Raw genomic sequence first — 2,348 nt, forward strand, 5'->3', positions numbered from 1 at the left:
TATTATCTTAATTTTACTAAATGTAAGATTAAATCTCAACTATTACAAGCCATAGTACATATGTTTTTCTGTAATTTTGCTGTAAGCCTTTCTAGCTTCTGAGTATTAACCTTTGTCAAATAAAACTTTAGCTATTTTAAAGTAATTTGGTTTTATCAGATTTGTTTTTTTACTTTGTAGAAGTGGTATGTAGACTGAGTCTTTAGATTTGCTTCGTGTTATCATTTAATCTTAGATATCTTTGCTAAAGAGCGCATTATATATTAACAATAATTAATATCAAGAGTAATTAATATTATAATAATTTTATATAGTGTTATTGTAGAACTAATAACACAGTAGATCTTTAAATAAGAATTAGAAAAACAGGGCATTTCAGTTTAGTCTCCAAAAGTAAACTTTTGGAGACAGTCAAATTTCTTTTTCATGAGATTCAAATATATTTGATATATATTCAGATTATTAATTTATTAATAATCTCCTTGACAACAAACATAAATTACCATATTATATGATAGTAGTTGAAATTTTAAGGTTTCATTGAATTAATCTAAATCGAGTAAAAGACTCAATGTATCTAGAACGTAATTACACAACTCACAAGCCTGTATAAAGAAGTAAGTATTATTGTATTAACATTATTGTATGCAAATAAAGAGGTAGGAAGATGAGCTATTTTGCTAATTGGTTCAATAAGTCAACTAAGGTTATCAGCAAGGCGAAGAAAGCCGCATCCAAGTTTGAAAAGTTCATTGATAAGCTTGAGGATAAGGTTGCTCATTTAACAACGGATCTTGCATATAAACTTGCCAAAGACAATGACATATATAAAGATCATGAGCTTAAAACCCTTAACGATTTAGGAACTGATTGGCAAGTGTTATGTAAATCTTCTGATAATGCTGATACCAATCAGAATGGTTATAAATCCGTTGTATTTATAAATCAGAATACTAAACAAATACTAATTGCTACGGCTGGCACAGTTCCTACAGACATACATGACCTCAAAGATGATGCTTATATCGCAGCAGGTACCTTCCCGAGTAAAGTGGATCAAGTTAAATCTATGATTGATTATATCTCTAAGTCACTTGGGGCTAACATTGATAGCTATACATTTAATGTGACAGGTCATTCTCTTGGAGCAGTTTTAACTGATGCTACTGCTTTTGAGATTATGTCTAGGAACCTTAAGCTTGGAACATCAGTGACCTTTGATAGTCCAGGCTCTCAAAATGCAATACAAGCAGCAATAACCGCCGGAGTATTTAGTAATACATTGGATGTTACTATTGAGGAGTTAGCAGAACATTGTGTTATATATAATGCAAAACATAATATTATTAATTATAATCCTATTATCAGTAGTCCGCATATCACAGAACCAAAATTAGTTATTCCTACAAAACAAGTTATACCCAATGATACACCTACAGTACAGTCAGGAATATTTAGTTACACTGGTTATTTAGCTGGTAAAGTAGGAACACTTGTTGAAACTTGCTCAAGTTATTTAGGTGTTAAGAGAACCTTAAAAGCACTCGAAAATCTTAAAGGGCATTCTCTTAAAAACTTTGCTAATATATGCGAGAAACCTGTTATTGAGACTCTAGGATGGGATAAAACTATGGATGGCATCCTATTGATCAAAGATTTCGAGGGATCAAATCATATTACTTCTACCGGTAATGATGTGGTAGTGATTACAGAAAAAAATATTGATGATGATACTATATCAATATCATCCAATGAATTTAGTTATGACGATTTAGAACGTGCTTTTAACTATAATGTTAATGGAGCATCGCTATTAGGTGTAGATGAAGAGTTTCCTAGTTTAGAGTTTATAAACTAATCTTGTTTTACGTGACTGGTGCTAAAGATTGATTTCTTTGCAAATAACAAACATAGTTATTATTTATAATAAAAAATTAGTATGTACCATGAAGCTTAATGCTGACGATATATCTCCTTACGCCACAGCTCTATCTGCCATCGTTGGGAGCGTCGTAGTAGCACCTTTCTTAATTGTCAAAGATAAAGTAACATCAACCATTTCAGATATTTGGAAAAACCTAGCAACAGAGCATCCGTGCCAAGTTGCTACAACAGAACACAATGCTTGTTATATGTCTCTAACCGAATCTATGGACGATGACGGCTGGAATGTGGTTACCATCATAGGCGATACTGCTTTGTTGGATAAATTATAGAAGTCAGGATTTAATCTTACAGACCACAGTGGTCATCTTATCTAGATTTGTAATAGTTGAGATTTAATCTTACATTTAGTAAAATTAAGATAATANNNAATGGAGGATTAGAGATGAATCTAAATCAAAAAA

2 protein-coding genes are annotated in these 2,348 nt (G+C 31.5%); both read left to right on the forward strand.

Annotated elements, in window-relative coordinates:
- Positions 1-667 precede the first annotated feature (667 nt).
- Positions 668-1,858, forward strand: a complete 1,191-nt coding sequence (locus tag KYQ89_RS00850) for a hypothetical protein (RefSeq protein ID WP_218459934.1) — start codon at positions 668-670, stop codon at positions 1,856-1,858.
- A 37-nt stretch (positions 1,859-1,895) separates the two neighbouring features.
- Positions 1,896-2,216, forward strand: a complete 321-nt coding sequence (locus KYQ89_RS00855) for a hypothetical protein (protein WP_218459936.1) — start codon at positions 1,896-1,898, stop codon at positions 2,214-2,216.
- Positions 2,217-2,348 lie beyond the last annotated feature (132 nt).

Source organism: Rickettsia sp. TH2014 (genome assembly GCF_019249195.1).
Taxonomy (GTDB): domain Bacteria; phylum Pseudomonadota; class Alphaproteobacteria; order Rickettsiales; family Rickettsiaceae; genus Rickettsia; species Rickettsia felis.